The sequence below is a fragment of the Bathymodiolus thermophilus thioautotrophic gill symbiont genome, assembly GCF_003711265.1.
Taxonomy (GTDB): Bacteria; Pseudomonadota; Gammaproteobacteria; order PS1; family Pseudothioglobaceae; genus Thiodubiliella.
In genome coordinates this window covers 2679938-2695828 of sequence record NZ_CP024634.1, presented here as the reverse complement: position 1 = coordinate 2695828, position 15891 = coordinate 2679938, and the positions used below count along the sequence as shown (strand labels likewise).

The window sequence follows — 15891 nt, the reverse complement described above, 5'->3', positions numbered from 1 at the left end:
ATTATTATGGCAATAGACTTTACTCAATCTGAAATTGATACCATTAAAAAACATATTGATGGTCGTTGGCAAAAGAAAGACCATGGTGTGCATATGGGCGATATTGAAGTTGGTGGCGAAGAAAAGCCAGCAGCTGTTTGGGAAGATGGTTACTACACTTTTGTGGTGCTTAAAATAGCGGATGGCAAGTATAAAAATATGTTTTACTTTATGCGTGACAAGCGTTTTGATACGGGTACAGATGAATATACCGATTTAGATGAGTGTGTTGATTCTATTATGAAGGCGCAAGCCGACTTTTCCCTTTCAAAAAATACCAAAGGTTTGAAAGTAGAAATTAATAAAGAATAATTAATTTTTTTTGGTGTAAAAAAAACTTAGACGCAAGAGAGTGGTCTTATAATATAAAGCACAAGAAAAGCAGTGGCAACAGCATAAGAATCAAGCAAATGATTTTTCCTAAAACACCTGAATCAAGTAAAGCAATATGGTGTGGTAGTAAGTTTTATCAGGCACAAATCCTACAGGAGACCCTGTATTAGATATAAATATTAACCAAAGACCAACTTTCACTCATTTATAAATTTTGCCCCTTATTCAACATCCATGCCTAATACAGGATCTCTACAGTTGTCAGCATTGATGCACATTCATCTTAAACCCAGTCTTAGTCCTGCTAGGACAAAGTTTAAGGAAATCACCAAGTGGGCAAAAATTGAATTTTGCTAATCACCCATATTTATGCTAATAACATAAATTTTTACAGTTAATATTTGCTCAATTGCAGGTATTTTATTTTTTTTTTAAAATGATATTAGAATCAATTTTAGAAATTCAGTATAGGGTACAATAACATTTTTTTAAAAAAGGATGAAAAAATGAAATCATTAAGCAGATCAATATTTTTAGCGTTATTAGTAACATTGAGTGTGACTGGATGTTATAACTCCAAAGGCATGAATACCATGTTTTTGGAGCATAAAGTTGTTACAAATAATCAAGGGTTGAAAATTGGAGATGATGCACCAAAATTTGTAGTCGTGTCAAACGACCTTAAGGAAGTTACTGTTGGTGGTGCTAAAGATAAAGTTCAGATTATTGCATTTGTCCCTTCTATTGATACAGATACTTGTGCATTAGAAACCGTTTATTTTAATAAGCAGGTTGCCAAAATGGACAATGTTGAAATAAATATTATTTCCAAAGACACTCCTTTCGCATTTTCTAGATTTTGCAAGGCAAGCGATGTGAAGAATGTTAATACACTTTCAGACTATAAAGGTGCAAGTAATGCGAAAAAATACGGTTCTGTGATCGCTTCGCCTAAATTTTTAGAAAAATTCTTTGCTAGAACTGTTTATATAGTGGATACAAAAGGAAAGGTTGCTTATAAGCAAGTTGTTGCACATATAGAAAAAGAGCCAAATTACAAAGACATTCTTGCAGCACTTAAAGACATAAAATAGTTTATTGCACAAACTCTAATTTAAAACAAAGGTGAGTTGATTGTAAATTATGCCGTTTTAGGTAATAAGTAATTTAACACTTTTGTTTTAATATTAATCGTCAAAACACCTATGTTATTAATAAATAGCATAGGTGTTTTTACGATTAATATTTGATGTTCTAAGGTAGAAAGTATGACGCCTTTGTTTACAGGTCAAATTTGAGCTGTAAACAAGTGTTATTAACGATATGGAGTGCTATTTATCCCAGTATTTAGTTTTGATACCATAACCTAAATCTGCTTCAATCAGCCTTGAGCGCACTTTTAGTAGTTTTTCAATTAGTGCAGGTTCAGATTGCTCATAACCTTCGGCATCTGGTGTGCGTTTGACTACCACGCCCAGTAATTCGGTAATTGCATTGCCGATAGAATTTTGCGAAATAGTAACAATTAATCTACCTTGGTCATCACGGTAGATAAGTTGCTTGAATGCAGGTTGCCAGCGAATATCAGAGGCATATTTGGCATCATTAAGACATTTGTCACGCACTTTCTTAGCGGCAGATAAAAATCCATTGTTAAACAAGAGTATTTTTTCAATTTCTTGTGGGAAATAAGCATTTTTTGGCACTCCTGAATTTCGACTAGACACTTGCGCAAAAAAAGTACGATAAAAATCTAAGAAGCCTTTGAGGATTTGATCGTATTCATGCCAAAAATCAATGCTCTTTAAACTGTCAATACCACCTTGTATTTCCCAGCGTGTTAGCCCTTGTGGATAGCCCGTAAGGGCAAGACTGGAGGATTCGCCAGACATTGGTTTAAGTATTTTTAAATCTAATGACGATAAAAACTCCACATAAACTTCTTGCATATAAGCAGCAAATAAAGAGTGCTGTCCACCGTCGGTTAAATTCGGATTACTAGTGTCTGTTATCTTTGCCTCTTTAAGCTGTTGTTTGTCAAATACAATAAAGTGGTTGTGCAACATCCTAATACTCGGTACACCAGGGGAAGTAATCGGCCAAGTAGAATCCAATGAGGCTTCACCTGCTAACACCAAATGGGTCTCTGGATTTGGATATTGCTCCAGCATAAAACTGATGATAATTTGGTTCATTCGATTCCAAACATTCTTCACATTATCAGGCACCTGTGTGCGCCTAACTGGCCTACCAAGTGGGTTTAAAATCTTTTGCGAGGTGTTGTAAATAATAGAGCAATCAAATTCATTTGAATGTCCTAGCGCCTTTCTATAGAATAACAAATCTTCGTCATTGACTAGCAAGCCGTTGTTATTGGACAAATCTGCCAAATTCTCAGGTGAGTTAAAAAACTCATTCGGTTTCATTCCTTCAGGCACATCCAGTGGGATGGGGCGAAAAGGGACACTAATTTCTCTTGGACCAATCATAATTTTTTAGTTAGTAAATGGCTAATTAAAGCACCAACAATGGCACCAATGAGAGAAAATCCCATTGCATTAACGGCTGGATCGTTTAATTTAGCGATATAATGTATTAATATAAGGACAATGCATAATACTACTATCCCAACACCAATATATGCGCTCCATATTTTGATGTTTTTAAAGGCTTTGCCAACTTCGTTAGCATTATCATGCATACCCGCTTCTTTGTTTCTTTTAGCTGCTGTAACTAACTCATCATCAATAGATTTGTTCTTACCATTCAAGGCCAACCTCCCAGCCGATACTTAAATTAACAGTGGATTCAGTAACAACAAAAATATCTGCAATTTCTTCAATAGATTTTCCTTCTACTAACATTGTGAATACAGAATTTTTCGGCACTAAAAGTTCAATTGCAAAATTGTTCGCCTGTTCTTCTTGAATAAGATCTGATTCTGTGTAGCCACCATTTCGAAAATGAAGCTTCATATCTGTAATGGCGTTATGGTCTTTAAAGTATTCTTCATGCAATACAAAATGTCCAATTTCATGAGCAATTGTGTGTCGTTGTCTCAAAGCATCTGATTCTGAATTATAAGTGATGGCATATTTCCCTGCTTCGCTCTTACTAAGTTCACCGTATTTATCTTGGTCATTGAAATTATTGCTTGCAACAGTAATACCAAGTTCAGCAGCAATTTGAGCTACAGGCGTTGGATATTGCCCATTGTAGTTTTTAATGACTGAATCAAATAATTGCTGGTGCGTTGTCATAATATTTTCTAAAAAATTAAATGTATATTAAAAAAATTATACACCCTATAAAAGGTATTCAAGGGTATTAAACCTCGAATGAAGGCAATTTTTTCTCTACCATTTCTTTCTTCATTACCACATAATCTGGCAAGCCATTTTTGTATGGTGGGTAGTCTTCGCCTTCGATAAGTGGTTGCAAATATTCACGACATGCAGCAGTAATACCAAAACCATCATCAGAAATATAGTTCATTGGCATCATTTTTTCAACATTCGCAATGTCTTTTAATTCACCCATGCCGATTTCCCAAGTATAAGGATTGTTCGAAGTTCTGATTACTGCAGGCATTACTGAGTTTTTACCTTCCATCGCTAAGTTTACTGCTGCTTCACCTAATGCGTAGGCTTGCTCAACATCAGATTTAGACGACAAGTGGCGTGCTGCACGCTGTAAATAGTCTGCCACTGCCCAGTGGTATTTATGCCCTAAAGCGTCTTTAATTAAGTTAGCAACCACGGGCGCTGCGCCACCGAGTTGTGCATGACCGAAGTCATCACGAGTGCCTTGTTCAGCAAGGAAACGACCGTCCGCCCATTTTGTGCCTTCAGAAACCACAACTGTGCAATAGCCAAATTCTTTAACATTGGCATCAACTTTGGCTAAGAATTTTTTCTCATCAAAATCCACTTCTGGGAATAAAATAACCACTGGGATTGAATCGTCAACCAAGCCACCTGCGGCAGCAATCCAGCCAGCATGACGACCCATTACTTCTAAAACGAAGATTTTAGTTGAAGTGGCACACATAGATGCCACATCAAAACTTGCCTCCATAGTGGAAACAGCGATGTATTTTGCAACAGAACCAAATCCTGGGCAGTTGTCTGTTACTGGTAAATCGTTATCAACCGTTTTTGGCACATGAATTGCCTGAATTGGATAGCCCATAGACTCTGATAATTGAGAAACTTTTAAACAAGTGTCGGCTGAATCGCCACCACCATTGTAGAAAAAATAACCAATATCGTGTGCTTTAAATACTTCAATTAATCTTTCGTATTCTGCTTTGTTGTCTTCCAAGGATTTCATTTTATAACGACAAGAACCGAAGCCACCAGAAGGCGTGTGCTTGAGTGCTGAAATATCAGCATCAGACTCTTTAGAAGTGTCAATTAGATTTTCAGTCAATGCGCCAATAATACCGTTTTGACCCGCATAAACTGTGCCGATTTTATCCGAGTGCTTGCGTGCTGTTTCAATCACACCACAAGCAGAAGCATTAATTACGGCAGTTACGCCACCAGATTGTGCATAAAAAGCATTCTTCATTGTTGTATCCTTTGACATTATAAAAAACCACTAATTATACAGTGAGACTTTTGGTTATTACGAATAATAACGCAAAATATCATTTTTTATGAGCGTACACAAAGGCAAGACACAGGCTTGATATTTTAACGCTTTAATCAAAATTATTTGCTCGCTTGCGCCTGGAGTTTTGTGTAAAGCATTTGGTAAAATTTGTCCTCACCCAAAGCATCAAATTGAGCGATATTTTTAACGAACATTTGAGCAAAATCTTTGGGATAAAGTCGCACCATTAATACCCATTTGGCTATTTCTGTACTTTGAATGGAAAACTTATGCAAAATTCGGTCTGCATTTTTTTCTAGAGTTAACAAGGTTCTGCCACTATCGTAATCAATAAGAGGGAACAAGTATGAGAAAAATGGACTGGATTGAAAGTGCATATAGTCAGTGCGATTAAGCCAATGGCCACCCCATTCAGACAAACCTTGTGAGCGAATATAATCAACATGGACTTCATTAAAGCCTCCTATCTTTTGATTGCGATTCAAAAAGGTTAACGGACTGTCTGGCGTGATAATTACCCCTGTTGCGAACGCGCCACCGCTACTTTTAATGTGTTTATATTCCCCTACATAAGGGTTTCGATAGTAACTGAGATCAAGTGCAGTACCATAAGAATGGAGTGAAAATCCAGATTCACCAGTGATTTTTCGACAAATAAACATACCAGTGCCACCAACTTTTCCACCGCCCGGTTTTTCAACTTTAATTTTATTCTTAAAAAAGTTTCTAAAAATTTCTAAAATATTAGGCGCAACAACATCGGCTGTTACCAATGCCCCTTGGGCAATATTCCCATCATAGCCATGATAACCGAACTGAACATAATTAAGTCTTTCTAAACTAACTGGACAGCCTTTTTTCCACGATCCACTGGCAATTAATGCTTTTTTCACATTATCTGGCAGAGGCTCGTAAGAGAATATTGGGTCAATTGAAGGTGCGCTGGACATTTTAATCTTTTTAGGAGGCATTGAAGGGGGTGCATTGTATTTGTAACCTAATAAACCAAAAAATAAGTAATCAGGATTGCCACCTACCTGTAAAGCTTGTAAAAAATTATACTTGGAGAATACATCCAGTATTTTTGGCATAAGTTTTCCAGTAGAAGCGGTTTGATTTACATTTACTGATAAGACACCTGCAGCAGGAAATATTGTTAACTCGTTGGATGTTGTGTCAACAGATGTATGTGTATGATGTGTCAGTTTTTTATTATTGTTCTTGTCATTACGGATAATCAGCGGATTATTGACGGGATTAACCATTAACCATATTTTTCCCGTATTGGATGCGAAGAAAAAAGTGGCGTTGCTTTTTATTGCCTCAAAAATATTACTATAGTGTGACAAAGGCTTGATTTCTTGAAAAAGAAAACCGCTAGTTAGTAGGTTGTTAAATAATTTTTTTACCTGATCAGTAATGGCAGCAGGAATTTCAAGGAGTCCATCTTTATGAGTTTTGCCATTATAATCTTTATAACTGACTGTTAGCGTAGTAGTAGCGCTCCCCGTCTTTTGAATTTGATTAAAAAAGTGAAATTCTTGAATTGGCAATTGATAATCATAGTCCATATTTGTTGCATTATCTTTACTTGTTACTGCTTGGCAGGCTATTGCAGATAATAATCCCAGTATAAAAATTAGCATTTTTTGCTTCATATTGTTTTTGTTATTAATTAGTGGAAAAATCTTTGTAGAAATATGTGCAGCCATTAAAAAGAATCTATTTTTCACCAATTTGGCTGATGCTATATATAGGATAGATTTTATTAGTCATCCATATTCATACAAGGATTCTAAGGTGATATTTACTTGTCAATATTGATAATTCTACACTAAGAATATCTGACTTAAACGAAATAATTGAGTTGTGCTCAATTTTTTTTAAACAAGATGGGGTCTTTGAGAGCCTTGTATTAGACATAAGTACCAACTAAAGCCCAGCCTTTGTTTATAAAAAATTACAACTGAATAAAATTTGTCCTTTATTCAAAGGTCTCTCTTGATATAAAAATACATTAAAATAAAGCCATGAATCAAACCAATAATCAACAAAAAGACTTTAATCAAAAGCAATTAGAGGCAAATAAAAATTTTATTAAATTGGCAGATGTTTTTATAGCGCAGGCTAATAAATTATGTGAAGTGGAATCTCCAGACCATCAACTGATCAATGCTGCGTTACTGTATGCATCAGCACGATTTAGCGCTTTTATTACAGCCTCTATGTCTGCGTCAAAGGCGAACTACGATCAGAGTACTGATAAGGCTATTGAGTTTTATACAGCAGAATTTAACAAGATGTTAAAAGAGCATATGAAGCAATATGGGCAAGTGCTTACCAATAAAGAGAAGACAGAAAAGCAAAGTGAAAATTCGTAAATTTATCATTTTGGCAATCTATAGCGAGTGTTACTGAGTGAGACCTTTGCATGAATATGAATCATCAAGAATCCACTTTTTACCCATTTGGCAATTTTTCCAGCGACACTCAGCAGTCCTCTAGGGGAGCAAACCCAGCCTTAATCTTGTTAGGGCAAAGTTTAAAGAAATTGCCAATTGGACAAACATTGAATGTTGCCAATCACCTGTATTTATGCAAAGGTCTTTGAGTGCAAAAATAAATATTATTGGCGCTGTTCAAGGCGTTGGTTTTCGCCCTTTTGTTTATAAAATCGCACAACAAATTGAGCTTTTTGGTGAAGTTTATAATGACAGTGTCGGTGTTGTTGTTGTGCTTCAATGCACCCAACTACAGTTGGATAAATTTTTGACCTTGCTTATAGATGATCTGCCAAGTCTTGCGGAAATAATTGATATTCATATTGAAGATAATTATCAACATGATCAGACTTATAAAACATTTAGTATTGGCACAAGCAGAAAAGGCGATATTTCTGCAATGGTTTTGCCTGATGCATGTCTTTGTGAGGATTGCATGGCTGATATTACAAGCAGGTGCAATAGGCGTTATGGTTATGCCTTTACAAATTGTACCAATTGTGGCCCTAGGTTTTCTTTTATTAAAGGTATTCCTTATGATCGAAAATCGACCAGTATGTCAGTTTTTTCAATGTGCTTAACATGTGAAAAAGAATACCAAGATCCAAATGACAGGCGTTTTCACGCACAACCAAATGCTTGCCCTGATTGCGGACCTCAATTGCAATTAATAAGTGCAGCGGATAAAGATGTTGTTGCAAATGATATTATTGAAAAAACAGTGTCACTTTTAAAAAATGGAAAAATTATTGCCATAAAAGGGATTGGTGGTTTTCATTTGGCTTGTTTGGCAAATATTGAAACTGCCATTACGACCCTTAGAAGAAGAAAGCATAGAAAGCACAAGCCTTTTGCTTTGATGGCAAAAAATATTACCATGGTAAAGGCATACTGTTTTGTATCCAAGCAAGAAGAGAGTTTGTTGACAAGCAAGGCATCACCCATTGTATTATTGGCTAAAAATAATGCGTTACTGCCAACGCAAGTTGCCCCCAAGCAAAAATGTTTAGGCTTTATGTTGCCTTACTCTCCTCTCCATTATTTATTGTTGCAAGCATTAGATGTACCACTAGTATTAACTTCTGGCAACCAAAGCCATTGTCCGCAAATCATAGACAATCAGGAGGCATTGAATGAACTGAGTAATATTGCAGATTATTTCTTAATGCATAATCGTAATATTGTTAATCGAGTTGATGATTCAGTGGTGCAATATGTTAGTGGTGCAACCAGAGTAATTCGTAGAGCAAGAGGTTATGCGCCAACTTCATTGTCTATTCCTAAAGGCTTTGAAGGGTGTGCTGGACTTTTGGCAGTGGGTGCAGAATTAAAAAATACATTTTGTTTGTTTACCGATTCTCAGGTCATCATTTCTCAGCATATTGGCGACTTAAAAACTTTGGAAAGTTATCAAGATTTTCAAAACAACATTCGCTTGTATCAACAATTGTATCAAACGAATATTAAGGGATTAGCATGTGATTTACATCCAGATTATTTGTCCTCTAAATATGCTCAAAATTACGCACAAAAACATGGTGTTAAATTGGCCAAGATTCAGCACCATCACGCTCATATCGCCGCTTGTTTGTTTGAATATGGTAAACCCCTAAATAGCAACAAAGTGCTGGGAATAGTTTGGGACGGTATGGGCTTGGGGGGTGATAATAGTCTTTGGGGTGGGGAGTTTTTGTTGGCAGATTATTTAGGGTTTAATCGAATTGCACAATTTGAATATATTCCATTGCTCGGTGGCGATAAAGCCACAAACGAGCCGTGGCGAATAATGTATGCTTATGTTAAAAAGCATGGATTGACTACAAAAGATTGTTTCTCTGGCAAGCCAACCAAAGCATTCGACGCCTTGTTGGCAAGTAAAATGCCACTATATGAAACTTCTTCGGTGGGGCGTTTGTTTGATGCAGTGGCTTATTTGTTGGGAATTTGTCCAGAAAATATTAGTTATGAGGCTCAAGCGGCAATTGAATTAGAAAATTTAGCCAGTGAATGTTTGCAGCAAGACCAGCAACAAGGCTATGATTTTAATGTGAAAATGACGACTGAAAAAAATATTATTACCACCGCTAAACTTTGGGTAGCAATGCTTGAAGACATAAAAAACAAGTTGCCAAAGGAAGTTATTGCATATAAATTTCATCTTTATTTGGCTAAATTATTGTGCGATTGTGCCTTACAATTACAAAAGCAACATGGTTTTGATACCATTGTTCTATCAGGTGGCGTGTTTAACAATCGGTTGTTATTAGAGTTGGTTTGCAATTTATTTGATAAAATCACGCATATAACATTACTAATACCTGCAAAAATACCGATGGGAGATGGGGGAATTAGTTTAGGACAGGCGGCAATTTGTGCCGCTAGGGAGAAAAAATATGGCAAATGAAAAAACTTTATCAAGTTTATATCCATTTTTAGACAAAGACAATATCGCTGACCCAAATTTATTGGCGTCAATTGATAAAAAAGTAGCAGACAGCATCAAAACCAAGCAGATATTTTTTCAAAATAACACCGAAAAACTTATTCAGGCAGCACAAACCATTGCCAAAAGTTATCAACAAGGCGGGCATTTATTTGCCATGGGCAATGGTGGCTCATCTTGTGATGCAGCACACATTACTACTGAATTTATGCACCCAGTAACCACTGGTAGAAAGGCATTAGCTGCCACTAATTTGAGTGCTGATATTGCCACTATGACTGCCATTGCTAACGATGTTGGCCATGATCATATTTTTCTACGACAATTGCTTTGTATGGCACGGAAGAATGATGTCTTGATTGGTTTTTCTACCAGTGGTAACTCAAAGAATTTACTTCAAGCTTTTGTTGTTGCAAAAGAAATAGGCTTGTCCACTATTGGATTTTCAGGGCAAACAGGTGGCGAAATGGCAAAGAACAAATCGGTTGATATTTGTTTAACAGTTGAAACTGATAGCATTCACCGCGTGCAAGAATCACATTTAACCAGTTACCATATTCTTTGGGACTTAGTACATAGTTTGTTGTAGCTTGTAGAGACCTTTGTATTAATATGAATCATCATTAAGAATCCACTTTTTACCCAATTGGCACAGTTATTGCTTTTAACTAATTACTATACGCTATATGCCACAGCAAAGGTCTCAGTATGGTTATAAATTATTATTTTGGAGTAAGAAATGCAGGGTTTTATCGTTCTTGGTCTTTGTGATAAAAAAATAAAATTTAGACCTAACGACTGGACAGAACGATTAGTCAGTTCATATACAACTAATCAAAAAGTTAGGGAATGTGTGTCTATCATCAATGTTGATGGTATTAAGGGCATTCAAATTAAAGAATGTTTGACTGATGTTGACCCAGTTTTATTAAATCATATTCTTGATTTTGCCAGTATGCACAATTTAGTAATTAAATACATTAATGTAAAGGAACAAGATGAAAGCAGTTAGTAAGTTAAGCCCCAAGGAAGCCTATGAAAAAATACAAGCAGATAAAGGTGTTTTATTTTTAGATGTGCGATCTTGTGTGGAATATAAATTTGTTGGGCATCCGCTTGAGGTAATTTTACTGCCATGGATGGATGAGCCTGAATGGGATGTTAATCCTAGATTTTGCCATGCAGTTTCTACCTTGTTGGCAAATAGACCTTCGTCATTAGAGGTTGAAATTATTTTGATTTGTCGTTCAGGTAATCGCTCGTTAGAGGCTGGAAATGCTTTAATTAAAAAAGGGTTTAAAAATGTAAGTCATATTACAACAGGTTTTGAAGGCACTTTAGATGCTTTAACGCAACGCGGCAATTTAGATGGATGGCGTTATGATGACCTGCCTTGGGAGCAAGGTTAAAAGGACTCTAAAGTGCTAATTTTCTGTATTTGGCGCATGGAATGTTTAAGGTTTTTCTATACTTGGTTACCGTTCTTCTGCTAATGTTTATATTTTTTTGTATTAGTAAATTTGTTATTTTTTGATCGGACAAGGGTTTGGTTTCTCGCTGGATGATGCTTTTGATAATTTGTTGAACGGATTTAGAGGCATAATTGCCAACATTAGAAGAAAACAAATCTTTAATCCTAATTGTCCCAATAGGGGTATCCATATATCTATTTTTAATTAAGCGTGATAGCGTTGATTCACCTATATTTAATTCAATAGCCAGTTGTTTTTGTGTCAATGGGGTTAAATATTTCAGCCCTTTGGTTAGCGCTTGAGTCTGTTTAACAATTAATTCTTTGGTAATAAGTTGTAAAAATTGATTACGATAGGATAAAAAACTAATCAAACTGCGGGCAGCCATCAAATGTTCATTAAATAAAGTTTTGTCTTGGATGTGAGCCCGTAATGATAAATATTTTTTGTTAATGGCAATACTGGGTAGTGTTCTTAAATGAATGTGCCAATTTTCCCCTTCTTTTTCAATGGCTATATCCGTTTGTATATATTGTCGATCAGCATTGTTGTCAAAGTTATCAACGGGCGTTTTGGATAAGGTTTTAATCAGTGCGAGAAACTGATTTCTTTGTTTTGGGCTGATGGCATCTAGGTCAATTTGCGCTAAAAGTAATTGGACGAATAAAGACTTGTGTTTAATATTGGATTGTTGATTAAGTTGCAATAGCAAAAAGTCTTGGACACTTAAAGAAGCAACGCCAAGCGGTTCAAAATTGTTTTGTATGTATTGCCTAACTTGTTCACAATCTTGATTATCAATTGTTTGCTGAGAATGTTTTTTAATGAAAATTCGGGCAATAAATGCGATATCCACTTCTAAAAAGCCCTTTTCAGTAATATTTTCAAAGATAATTTGAGCAATATTATGCTGTAAGGTGGTCAAATTAGCATTGCGTAATTGGCTTTCTAAACTGGAAAATAAAGAGGGTTTGGACGATATTTGCGAGATAACTTCCTCTTGGTTGCGAGAATAATAAGAAGATTCGGTTGTTTTTGTTTGATTTTCGGTAAGCAGCATATTATTTTCTAATGCTTGATTGACTTCAGACAATAACTCTACATACGGCATAGACAATAGCTTTATTGAGTTTTTCAATAAAGGTGTCAGGTTAAGATTGAAACCTAATTTGGTTTGTAATGAAATTTTTGGCATAGTTATTGCTTGTATTATAAAGCAAGTGAGTTTTATAAAAATATGAAATGGCTAAATAATTTTTTTAGTAATCAAGAAGGAGAGAGAAAATGGCTGAGACAGAAACAAAATTGCCAATTGAGAGTTTTTACGATGTTATGCGTAGACAAGGCATTAGTCGTCGTAGTTTTATTAAATATTGTAGTTTAACGGCAACTGCATTAGGACTTGGGCCTTCGTTTGTCGGCAAAATTGCTTATGCAATGGAAAATAAGCCCAGAATACCCGTATTATGGTTGCATGGACTAGAGTGCACCTGTTGTTCGGAGTCTTTTATTCGTTCAGCACATCCATTGGCAAAAGATGTTATTTTGTCGATGATTTCACTTGATTATGACGACACCATTATGGCAGCAGCAGGTCATCAGGCAGAAGCCATTATTGACGAAACGATTAAAAAATATGACGGCAACTTTATTCTTGCGGTTGAAGGCAATACGCCACTTAATCAAGAGGGTATGTCTTGTATTATTGCAGGCAAGCCGTTTCATCATCAAATTGAAAAAGTGGCAAAACATTGTAAAGCAATTATTTCTTGGGGCTCTTGTGCTTCTTGGGGTTGTGTTCAAGCAGCCAGGCCTAATCCCACAGGTGCCACACCAACACATAAATTAATTACTGACAAGCCAATTATCAAGGTACCAGGTTGCCCGCCAATTGCAGAAGTAATGACAGGCGTTATTACCTATATGCTCACTTTTGAAAAAATGCCAAGTTTAGACAGGCAGGGTAGGCCAAAAATGTTTTATTCACAAAGGATTCATGACAAGTGTTATCGTCGTCCACACTTTGACGCTGGTCAATTTGTTGAAGAATTTGATGATGACAATGCAAAAAAAGGTTATTGCTTGTATAAGGTGGGATGCAAGGGTCCAACCACTTATAACGCCTGTTCTACTATTCGCTGGAATGAAGGCACTTCGTTCCCAATTCAAGCAGGGCATGGCTGTATTGGTTGTTCTGAGGATGGATTTTGGGACAAGGGCTCATTTTATGACCGCCTAACCGAGGTTCATGGGTTTGGCATTGAGGCGGATGCTGATGAGATTGGCATTGCAGTTGCAAGTGCGACAGGTGCTGCTATTGCTGTTCATGCAGCAGCAAGTGCCTTAAAAAACGCTAAGAATAATCAAAAAGAAGTTAAAGGAGAGTAAATTATGTCAGTTATAAACACACCAAATGGTTATACGCTAGACAACAGTGGTAAGCGTGTTGTTATTGACCCAGTAACCAGAATTGAAGGGCACATGCGTTGCGAGGTTAATTTAGATGCAAATAATGTCATTGTTAACGCTGTGTCAACAGGTACAATGTGGCGTGGGCTTGAGGTTATTTTAAGAGGTAGAGATCCTCGTGATGCTTGGGCTTTTGTTGAGAGAATTTGTGGCGTATGCACAGGTTGCCACGCTTTGACTTCTGTAAGAGCAGTTGAAAATGCCTTGGATATTAAGATTCCGTTGAATGCTCATTTGATTCGTGAAATGATGGCAAAAACTTTACAAGTGCATGATCATGTTGTGCATTTTTATCATTTACATGCGCTAGATTGGGTTAATCCAGTTAATGCATTAAAGGCAAATCCGAAAGCGACATCTGGTTTACAAAATCTCGTTTCTCCAAAACATGCAAAATCTAGCCCCGGTTATTTTAAAGATATTCAAACCAGAATCAGAAAGTTTATTGAATCAGGTCAGTTGGGGCCGTTTAAAAATGGTTATTGGGACAATCCTGCGTACAAACTTTCTCCAGAAGCAGATTTGATGGCAGTGGCTCATTATCTTGAAGCGTTAGATTTGCAAAAAGAATTTGTCAAATTACATACAATTTTTGGTGGCAAAAACCCACATCCCAACTACCTTGTTGGTGGCGTTCCTTGTGCTATCAATATGGATGGCGATATGGCGGCAGGTGCACCACTTAATATGGAGCGTTTAAATTTTGTCAAGTCGCGTATTGATGAAATGGTGCAATTTAATCGCAATGTTTATGTTCCCGATGTGATTGCCATTGCCAGTTTTTATAAGAAACAATTGTGGGGCGGTGGCATTGGTGGCAAGAGTGTTATGGATTACGGTGCTTATCCTAAGGTTAATTATGACAAATCAACCGACCAATTACCAGGTGGCGTTATTCTTAATGACAATTGGGATGAAGTGTTCCCAGTTGATCCAGCAGATCCAGAACAAGTGCAGGAATTTGTAACCCATTCTTGGTATAAATATCCAGATGAGTCTAAGGGTTTGCATCCTTGGGATGGCATCACAGAGGCAAATTATGAATTGGGCTCTAAAACCAAAGGCACCAGAACAAATATTAAAGAATTGGATGAAAGCGCAAAATACTCATGGATTAAAGCGCCTCGCTGGAGAGGTCATGCTGTTGAAGTTGGGCCACTATCTCGTTATGTATTGGCTTATGCACAAGGCTCTGAATATGTTATTGAGCAAACGAACAAAGCGCTTTCTGCACTCAACGCTCTTGCTGGCACCAAATTAAATGCAAAACAAGCGTTGCAGTCAACCATTGGCCGCACTCTCGCTAGAGCATTAGAATCCGAATATTGTGCAGATATGATGGTTGATGATTGGCATGCGCTTATTAAAAATATCAAAAATGGCGACAGTTCAACGGCCAATATGGAGAAGTGGGATCCAAAAACTTGGCCAAAACACGCCAAAGGTTATGGCACAGCAGCAGCACCGCGTGGCGCATTAGGGCATTGGATTGTTATTAATGACGGAAAAATTGAAAACTATCAATGTGTGGTGCCAACAACTTGGAACGGCTCACCTCGTGATCCTGATGGTAATATTGGCGCATTTGAGGCAAGTTTGATGGGAACCCCTGTTGAGCGTGCTGATGAGCCTGTTGAAATTTTGCGCACTTTGCACAGTTTTGACCCGTGTCTCGCCTGCTCTACTCATATAATGAGCGAAGACGGTGAAGAATTAATTAATGTTAAAGTAAGATAGGAGTCTTAAAATGAAAAAAATATTAACAATAGCAATTGTATTTATCTCAAGCACCGTTTTTGCCCATCCTGGTCATGGTATATCTGAGTTTGCGAATCTTATGGCAGCGGTTCAGCATTATTTTTCTAGTAATTACCACATTGTTGCCATACTCAGTTTGAGTTTTGCACTAATGACCGGCGCATTTTTTGTGTATAAAAGAAAGCAGGTGCTCAGTTTAACCTTAACATTGTTTGGTGTCTTGGGTTCTATATTGGGCATTGGACTTTTGTTGTCATAA

The 15891-nt window shown here is 36.8% G+C and carries 17 protein-coding genes; 11 read left to right on the top strand and 6 right to left on the bottom strand.

Features of this window, described 5'->3' with window-relative positions; all coding sequences use genetic code 11:
- Window positions 1–6 precede the first annotated feature (6 nt).
- Both MS2017_RS10175 and tpx read left to right on the top strand, forming a co-directional pair.
- Window positions 7–351, top strand: a complete 345-nt coding sequence (locus tag MS2017_RS10175; protein WP_071564817.1) for a hypothetical protein — start codon at window positions 7–9, stop codon at window positions 349–351.
- Between the two features lie 527 nt (window positions 352–878).
- Window positions 879–1466: a thiol peroxidase gene (gene tpx / locus MS2017_RS10170; protein ID WP_084032346.1), complete on the top strand. Its 588-nt coding sequence runs from the start codon at window positions 879–881 to the stop codon at window positions 1464–1466.
- A 237-nt stretch (window positions 1467–1703) separates the two neighbouring features.
- Here tpx and MS2017_RS10165 read toward each other — a convergent pair whose 3' ends face one another.
- The 5 genes from MS2017_RS10165 to MS2017_RS10145 all read right to left on the bottom strand — a co-directional run bounded on the left by MS2017_RS10165 (window position 1704) and on the right by MS2017_RS10145 (window position 6635).
- On the bottom strand, window positions 1704–2864 hold the full coding sequence (locus MS2017_RS10165; protein WP_122952110.1) for a hypothetical protein: 1161 nt from the start codon (window positions 2862–2864) through the stop codon (window positions 1704–1706).
- Entirely contained in the window at window positions 2858–3142 is a 285-nt protein-coding gene (locus MS2017_RS10160) for a hypothetical protein (protein WP_122952109.1), read from the bottom strand. Before MS2017_RS10160 ends, MS2017_RS10165 begins: the two co-directional genes overlap by 7 nt.
- The gene (locus tag MS2017_RS10155; RefSeq protein ID WP_122952108.1) at window positions 3132–3632 is read right to left on the bottom strand and encodes an ImmA/IrrE family metallo-endopeptidase; all 501 of its coding nucleotides are present in this window, start codon (window positions 3630–3632) and stop codon (window positions 3132–3134) included. Before MS2017_RS10155 ends, MS2017_RS10160 begins: the two co-directional genes overlap by 11 nt.
- A 67-nt stretch (window positions 3633–3699) precedes the next feature.
- Complete coding sequence (locus MS2017_RS10150) at window positions 3700–4944, bottom strand: 6-phosphofructokinase (RefSeq protein WP_071563608.1); 1245 nt, start codon at window positions 4942–4944, stop codon at window positions 3700–3702.
- A 143-nt stretch (window positions 4945–5087) separates the two neighbouring features.
- Entirely contained in the window at window positions 5088–6635 is a 1548-nt protein-coding gene (locus MS2017_RS10145) for a M15 family metallopeptidase (protein ID WP_164707707.1), read from the bottom strand.
- A gap of 384 nt (window positions 6636–7019) precedes the next feature.
- Here MS2017_RS10145 and MS2017_RS10140 point away from each other — a divergent pair, with 384 nt between their 5' ends.
- The 6 genes from MS2017_RS10140 to MS2017_RS10115 all read left to right on the top strand — a co-directional run bounded on the left by MS2017_RS10140 (window position 7020) and on the right by MS2017_RS10115 (window position 11342).
- Complete coding sequence (locus MS2017_RS10140) at window positions 7020–7370, top strand: DUF3144 domain-containing protein (protein ID WP_122952106.1); 351 nt, start codon at window positions 7020–7022, stop codon at window positions 7368–7370.
- 56 nt (window positions 7371–7426) lie between these two features.
- Entirely contained in the window at window positions 7427–7600 is a 174-nt protein-coding gene (locus MS2017_RS10135) for a hypothetical protein (protein ID WP_164707706.1), read from the top strand.
- Complete coding sequence (gene hypF, locus MS2017_RS10130) at window positions 7597–9894, top strand: carbamoyltransferase HypF (RefSeq protein WP_164707705.1); 2298 nt, start codon at window positions 7597–7599, stop codon at window positions 9892–9894. The genes MS2017_RS10135 and hypF overlap by 4 nt, the downstream gene beginning before the upstream one ends.
- Entirely contained in the window at window positions 9884–10522 is a 639-nt protein-coding gene (locus tag MS2017_RS10125; protein WP_122952103.1) for a D-sedoheptulose-7-phosphate isomerase, read from the top strand. The genes hypF and MS2017_RS10125 overlap by 11 nt, the downstream gene beginning before the upstream one ends.
- 150 nt (window positions 10523–10672) lie before the next feature.
- Entirely contained in the window at window positions 10673–10945 is a 273-nt protein-coding gene (locus tag MS2017_RS10120) for a DUF3579 domain-containing protein (RefSeq protein WP_122952102.1), read from the top strand.
- A complete protein-coding gene (locus tag MS2017_RS10115) occupies window positions 10932–11342 on the top strand; it encodes a rhodanese-like domain-containing protein (protein ID WP_122952101.1) in 411 nt (136 codons plus the stop codon). Before MS2017_RS10120 ends, MS2017_RS10115 begins: the two co-directional genes overlap by 14 nt.
- Before the next feature lie 7 nt (window positions 11343–11349).
- Here MS2017_RS10115 and MS2017_RS10110 read toward each other — a convergent pair whose 3' ends face one another.
- The gene (locus tag MS2017_RS10110) at window positions 11350–12600 is read right to left on the bottom strand and encodes an RNA polymerase factor sigma-54 (RefSeq protein ID WP_122952100.1); all 1251 of its coding nucleotides are present in this window, start codon (window positions 12598–12600) and stop codon (window positions 11350–11352) included.
- 116 nt (window positions 12601–12716) lie between these two features.
- On the opposite strand from MS2017_RS10110, the gene MS2017_RS10105 reads away from it, so the two are divergent.
- The 3 genes from MS2017_RS10105 to MS2017_RS10095 are packed head-to-tail and all read left to right on the top strand — an operon-like array spanning window position 12717 to window position 15891.
- Complete coding sequence (locus tag MS2017_RS10105; protein ID WP_122952263.1) at window positions 12717–13793, top strand: hydrogenase small subunit; 1077 nt, start codon at window positions 12717–12719, stop codon at window positions 13791–13793.
- 3 nt (window positions 13794–13796) lie between these two features.
- A complete protein-coding gene (locus MS2017_RS10100; protein WP_122952099.1) occupies window positions 13797–15611 on the top strand; it encodes a nickel-dependent hydrogenase large subunit in 1815 nt (604 codons plus the stop codon).
- Window positions 15612–15621: 10 nt separating this feature from the next.
- Window positions 15622–15891 carry a hypothetical protein gene (locus MS2017_RS10095; RefSeq protein ID WP_122952098.1) on the top strand — a complete coding sequence of 90 codons (270 nt, stop codon included), beginning with the start codon at window positions 15622–15624 and terminating at the stop codon, window positions 15889–15891.